We start from the raw sequence: 5,645 nt of genomic DNA on the forward strand, positions 1-5,645 counted from the left end.
AGATAAATCGTCTGCCCAATCTTCACAAATGGTTTGTGGAAATTTTCGCTAAACCCACATAGCTATTGGATCATTCTTTTTGTGGAGGCCTCTAAGCAATCAAATCTTGTTTGTTACCCATTTGTTTGAGTACCTTAATAGCGGAACTTAACGGGATGGCTTGGTTGTTTGACTTGGTTAACAGGTCGATGGTGGTTTTTGTAGTTTGTCGTTTTTTATAAACCGTGTCATTCATTGTTGGGCTGTGACCTAGACTCATAGCGCGAGTTTCAAGACTTACTCCGCCCATCATTCCATTGAGGTTACATAGGTGACGCAGCGCATGAGTTTGCGTAAACTTGCTCCAACTTTCTAAGCAATTTCGAGCCGATTTAATGTATTTTCCGACTATTGTTTGCGGATTAGTTGAAACTATATTGAGCTGTGGTGGCGAGCCTGATTTAAGCTCTAACTGCTCTATCAAGTCAGGGTGAGTAGGTGGCAACATCGGTATAGTTAAGCGGTAGCCCGTTTTAGTTGTGGTATCCAGTGCTGTTTTATCCCCTACTACTGCTAACATTTTTGTGTTTCTAGGGTCACCTAATGCAGGGATTGTAACACCATCTTTCGTCTTAAACGGTTGCTCAATGTTCTGGATTGCAAATACTTCGTGTACCCGCAACCCGTACACCGCTTGCATTGAAAACACCCACAACCAAGCTTTTCGAGATTCCAAGTGATATCGCTTATCATTGGTGGGAATATTTAGCACATCCTGGCGCAGTTGCAAGAATTCCTCAATTGATACAGATTGCAAGTCATCGCGAAAAATTGTTTGTTTGCCGTCAACCTTGCTTAATTCTTCATGCAGTCGAGAGTCACCGATAGTTTCCGCTAGTTTTTTCATCACAGACAAACAGGATTTGTAAGTCTTACTGCCTTTCTTCTTGCTGTTAATGACTGACATTATGTCTGCGAAATTCACCATTATATTTTGCGGTAGCAGTTTGTAGAACTTGCCGTATACCTGATGCCAGGTATTTCGTTCTGATACACTGGCGCTGTCCCGCTTTTGTCGCTTCTTTGTATATCCTTCCCAGTATCCGGTTTCTACTTTTGCTATCGCTTCACTAAACGTTATTAGGTCATTCCTGATGACGTTCTTTTCTAGGATTACATCGTCGTACCACCTTAAGAACTCTATTTCACTAGAAAGTGATTCTAGGGCTGTTGCGATTAGATGTGCTTTCCTCAGAGCGTCCGAGATACCCTGTATCGTCAGATTGCATCCACAGGACTTGTTGACCCGCTTATCACCTACCTTGAATTGGAGGGTGACATAAGACCCTTTAGCCTTGCTATCTTTCTTTAGCCCTACTCCTTTGGGGCTTTGTTTCTGTGCCTCCTTCAGATAATCCAGAACCCGCTCGTAGCCGATTAGGTAGTTGGCTGAGTTACTTACGGTGACTGATTTAGATTTTTCGCTCATTTTTCGCTCACCTCACTTATGTTGTTGAGTCTGCTTGTTGCTTACAGCTTACAACAAAGAACTCGTTTTTCGCTCAGATACGGAAACAAGTTTTGTGAGATGAGTGATATATGTGCTGAAACGGCGTAAATTCGTTAATTCATTGAGGGGGTTTAATTCAAGTCCTTCTACTCCCATCCTCAAACAACATAGTACAATGCCATTACCCGCAAGCTGTAGTGTTCTAGTCAATCTTAAAAAATTGAAAAGAATATTTGTATCAATGAGCTTGTAAAATAATTTCCATGAACATCCAGCAATTTGTTGACAATTCCCTCGGACAGTGGCGATCGCAGCGCAGCGCCCATCACTTGACTTTCCGACACTTTGAAGCGATCGAGTCAGTCATTGATATCGTTGCACTCTCACCCGATGATGCTGCCGTAATCGACCTCTGCAAATCCTACAACATCGACCCAGCCCAAGCAGTCAACCCCTTTCACATGGCATGGGAAGGCCAGTCAGATTGGGATGAAAACGCTGAAATGAAAGGCAGTTGTATCCTCGTACCAATCCCAGATCCCACAGTCCCCAATCGCGGTAAACTACTGCGAGACCAAGGATATGCCGAAACCATTCCCGCCGCCGCCGACTATCACATCACAGACGATGGCACCTTTGTCCTCCTCACAAGCTACGATAACGCCGCCGCCGAAGAAAAAATTTGGTTTGCCAATCCCAACCTGCGCTTTCGTGTTTCCCTGATCAAAACCAGTAAAGGAAGTGGAGTTGTCACCGCATCATTTTCTTCAGAAATTCGATCGCTCTCCGGCAAATAATACCAATTATCGAAAATCATGCAACAATATTTGTAAGTTGCGCCGCCACAAACAATCCCTAATTTTAATCGAGAATATCGCAGCGACGCACCTTACCTAAAGAGTAGATGAAACAAGCAGAACAATTGTTTTGTAACCAGAGTTTTGATAAATGGTAGAGCGGTTCTCAACCAAGTGATGTACTCACCGCCAATTACCAATTACTAATCCGTACCTCACTTGATAATTGCTATATAACAAAGTAAAAAAACTTATGAATTCAGTTAAAACAAATAATGATTTAATCACTCTGGCTCAGTGGATGGCCGGGGATTTCAGCAACTACAAACAATCCTTTGAAAAACCACAACAATTTGCCCACATTCATATATTTTTCCGCCCCTTACCATTTGATTTTTTTAACGCCATTGGCTTTTACTCCGAGCAGGTTTATGACCACGATCTGTGGACTCCCTACCGTCAAGGAGTCCACAAATTAATAGACCAAGGAGAACAAATTTATATTGAAAATTATAGTCTCAACGATCCAGTACAATACGCCGGAGCAGCACGGGAATTAAGCATTCTCAAAACAATTAAACCAGATTGCATTCAACGGCGCTACAATTGCTCTATGGTTTTCAAACGAGAAGGAGAAATGTTTCGTGGTAGTGTAGAACCAGGAAACCAGTGTCTCATCGAAAAAAAAGGTTGTTCAACCTACCTCATCAGCGACGTGGAAATTACCGAAACAACCTGGAGCAGTCTCGATCGCGGTATGGATGTAAATACTCACGAACAGATTTGGGGCTCAGAGAATGGCTCCTTATGGTTTGAAAAGCGTCAAAGTTTTGCCGGAGAGCTACCGCCTCTCTAATTTTCCCGCCGACGAATTTCCAGGCGAGCGCAGCACATACTACAGCCACACCTATTACCCTAAAAGACTCCTGTACCCCAAAAAACTCCTGTAGTACGTGAAACAGCAACCTCCCCTGGAATGTTACATTATGTAAAGTTTTCTAATATAACATCCAATTATGGTAAATTTTCACATAACACAATAGTGGAGATTTTTTAAATGGTTTTTGGACCTGCATCTCGACTTGGAGTCAGTTTATTTGAAGAAACACCCTGTTTAGAACTGATTCCAGGACGTTCACAAGAAGAAGTAGAAACCATTATTCGTGCCGTCTACCGGCAAGTTTTGGGTAATGCTTACGTCATGGAAAGCGAACGGGCAACAATTCCTGAATCGCAATTCAAAAGTGGTGCATTGAGTGTACGCGAATTTGTCCGCGCTCTGGCAAAATCCGACGCTTACCGTTCTCGCTTTTTCGATACTTGTCCTCGCTATCGGTTTCTTGAACTGAATTTCAAACATCTTCTCGGTCGAGCTCCGGATGGCCTAGAAGAAATGAGAACCCATAGCACTATCTTAGATACTCAAGGCTACGAGGCAGATATTGATTCTTACCTCGACAGCGATGAATACCAAAACGCCTACGGCGAAAATATCGTTCCCTACTACCGAGGCTACAAAACCCAACCAGGACAAAATATGGTTGGGTTTACTCATATGTTTGCTCTCTTGCGCGGCCCTTCCAGCAGCGATTTCAAAGGAAGTCTTTCTGGAAAATCCCCAGTTTTGAACAAATACGTGATTCAAGAAACCCCTGTAGCAGTCATTCCTCCTTCCGGCGGTTCAGTTGGAGATGGTTGGTCATTTCCCGATAGACAGCGCGGTGCTAAAAGTGTTTACAACGTTGCTTCTGGTGACGAAGGTAAGGTTTTCCGTATCGAAGTAACTGGCTATCGCACTTCTGCAAAGAATCGGGTTCAAAAAATTCGGCAGAGCAACCAAGTTTATGTAGTGCCGTTTTCCAGACTTTCCCAAGAATATCAACGCATCCACAAACAAGGCGGCGTAATTGCCAGCATCACTGCTGTCAACTAGAAACCGTTTAAACTTCTAGCTTCACGACTTGGGGAATTACCTCCCTGAGCGTGTTTTTCTTCAATCCTTAATTCCCTGTTTTGAAACGTTATTTAGTCTTAGGAGAAACTCAATGAGTGTGGTTTTAGATGCACCAGTAGAACTTTGGTCTACTAGCAGTTCCGATGATACACAGGCCGTAATTCGGGCAGTTTACAAGCAAGTGCTCGGCAATCCCCACGTGATGGAAAGCGAACGCCTGACTGTGGCAGAATCCCAGTTGTGCGATGGTGGGACGACAGTACGGGAATTTGTCCGCGCTGTGGCAAAATCCGACTTCTATCGCAGTCGGTATTTTGAATCATGCGCTCCCTACCGCTTTGTCGAGCTAAACTTTAAACATTTGTTAGGTCGCGCTCCCTTAGACCAAGCAGAACTTTCTGAGCATATTCGCACCTGTATCGAAAAAGGCTACGATGCAGAAATTGACTCGTACCTTGACAGTCAAGAATATGAGGACAAATTTGGCGAGAATACAGTCCCTTATTATCAAGGCGCAAAAAGTCAACTCGGACAAAAGCAAGTTGGCTACAATCGCACTCTTTCCCTGTATCAAGGTTATGCAGGAGTTGACAGTGCTTTTACCGCTTCTCGCTTAGTTGACTTCGTAGCTGGTAATAGTGGTAACAAAATTACTTTACCAAGCACAGGCGGTCGCATTAGTGCTTCCAAAGATGCCACCGAAAAAATGTTCAAGATTGTTGTCAAAGGAGCTAAATTTGATAGCCCTCGCCGAGTGAGCAACACTGAATATCTTGTCTCTGGTGGGAAGATGACTCCGCAAATTCAGCGCATTCATCGCGCTGGCGGAAAAATTGTCAGCATCACCGAAGTTGCTTAAGCCATAGACTGATGACGCGAGCCTGAGTCGGGGATAACTAGAAACTTTCTTGGGTTCCCCTTTATGAGCTGAGCTAGATTCTTCTATCGTTTTTTTTGATTGAGGTTTCGTATCTTAATACTTTCTCTAGAGCGAGTTTCTTATTCGCTCTTTTTCTGTTTAAAAAAGCCAAAAACTTGATTTATAGAAGAAGGCCTTAATTATCTAGGGGAGAAGGAAAAAATATTTGGTCGAAGCACGTCCAGGACTGTTTCTCAAATCTAAATTCTAAAATGGTATTATAAAACTTTATTAAGTTTGTAAGCAGTAGTAAGCAATAGTAGTATCATATAGTCAAAATGGTAAACTGAGAGAATTATTGCGATTGTCAAAAAATGGAGAGTCTGAATGCAACTAGCAGAGAGGCACATCATTAAATCCACCGAGAATCGTTTTGTTAAAATTGATGAATTAGCCTTTAAATCCAAAAATTTGTACAACGCGGCTAACTACCTTATCCGTCAAAGTTTTGTCTATGGATGGGGTTATATCAATTACAACGAAATG

At 42.8% G+C, this 5,645-nt stretch carries 5 protein-coding genes and 1 pseudogene; 5 read left to right on the plus strand and 1 reads right to left on the minus strand.

Going from position 1 to position 5,645, the window contains the following annotated elements; genetic code table 11:
- Positions 1-91: 91 nt before the first annotated feature.
- A complete protein-coding gene (locus tag JGK11_RS32200) occupies positions 92-1,468 on the minus strand; it encodes a hypothetical protein (protein ID WP_293214428.1) in 1,377 nt (458 codons plus the stop codon).
- A 284-nt stretch (positions 1,469-1,752) separates the two neighbouring features.
- Here JGK11_RS32200 and JGK11_RS32205 point away from each other — a divergent pair, with 284 nt between their 5' ends.
- The 5 genes and pseudogenes from JGK11_RS32205 to JGK11_RS33000 form a co-directional block, all read left to right on the plus strand.
- Positions 1,753-2,286: a phycobiliprotein lyase gene (locus JGK11_RS32205; protein ID WP_293183817.1), complete on the plus strand. Its 534-nt coding sequence runs from the start codon at positions 1,753-1,755 to the stop codon at positions 2,284-2,286.
- Between the two features lie 253 nt (positions 2,287-2,539).
- The gene (locus JGK11_RS32210) at positions 2,540-3,142 is read left to right on the plus strand and encodes a chromophore lyase CpcT/CpeT (protein ID WP_293183820.1); all 603 of its coding nucleotides are present in this window, start codon (positions 2,540-2,542) and stop codon (positions 3,140-3,142) included.
- Between the two features lie 201 nt (positions 3,143-3,343).
- Positions 3,344-4,219 (plus strand): phycobilisome linker polypeptide, encoded by an 876-nt coding sequence (locus JGK11_RS32215; RefSeq protein WP_293183822.1) that lies wholly within the window; start codon positions 3,344-3,346, stop codon positions 4,217-4,219.
- Positions 4,220-4,331: 112 nt separating this feature from the next.
- The gene (locus tag JGK11_RS32220; protein WP_293183825.1) at positions 4,332-5,099 is read left to right on the plus strand and encodes a phycobilisome rod-core linker polypeptide; all 768 of its coding nucleotides are present in this window, start codon (positions 4,332-4,334) and stop codon (positions 5,097-5,099) included.
- Between the two features lie 387 nt (positions 5,100-5,486).
- Positions 5,487-5,645 (plus strand): annotated as a pseudogene (locus JGK11_RS33000) (RNA-guided endonuclease TnpB family protein); the annotation flags it as partial.

This window comes from Microcoleus sp. PH2017_34_RAT_O_A (assembly GCF_020737885.1).
Lineage (GTDB): Bacteria > Cyanobacteriota > Cyanobacteriia > Cyanobacteriales > Microcoleaceae > Microcoleus.

Bases quoted from the DNA above. Each gene is read 5' to 3' on its own strand.
- JGK11_RS32200 (WP_293214428.1), bottom strand. From the start codon at position 1,468: ATGAGCGAAAAATCTAAATCAGTCACCGTAAGTAACTCAGCCAACTAC.
- JGK11_RS32205 (WP_293183817.1), top strand. From the start codon at position 1,753: ATGAACATCCAGCAATTTGTTGACAATTCCCTCGGACAGTGGCGATCG.
- JGK11_RS32210 (WP_293183820.1), top strand. From the start codon at position 2,540: ATGAATTCAGTTAAAACAAATAATGATTTAATCACTCTGGCTCAGTGG.
- JGK11_RS32215 (WP_293183822.1), top strand. From the start codon at position 3,344: ATGGTTTTTGGACCTGCATCTCGACTTGGAGTCAGTTTATTTGAAGAA.
- JGK11_RS32220 (WP_293183825.1), top strand. From the start codon at position 4,332: ATGAGTGTGGTTTTAGATGCACCAGTAGAACTTTGGTCTACTAGCAGT.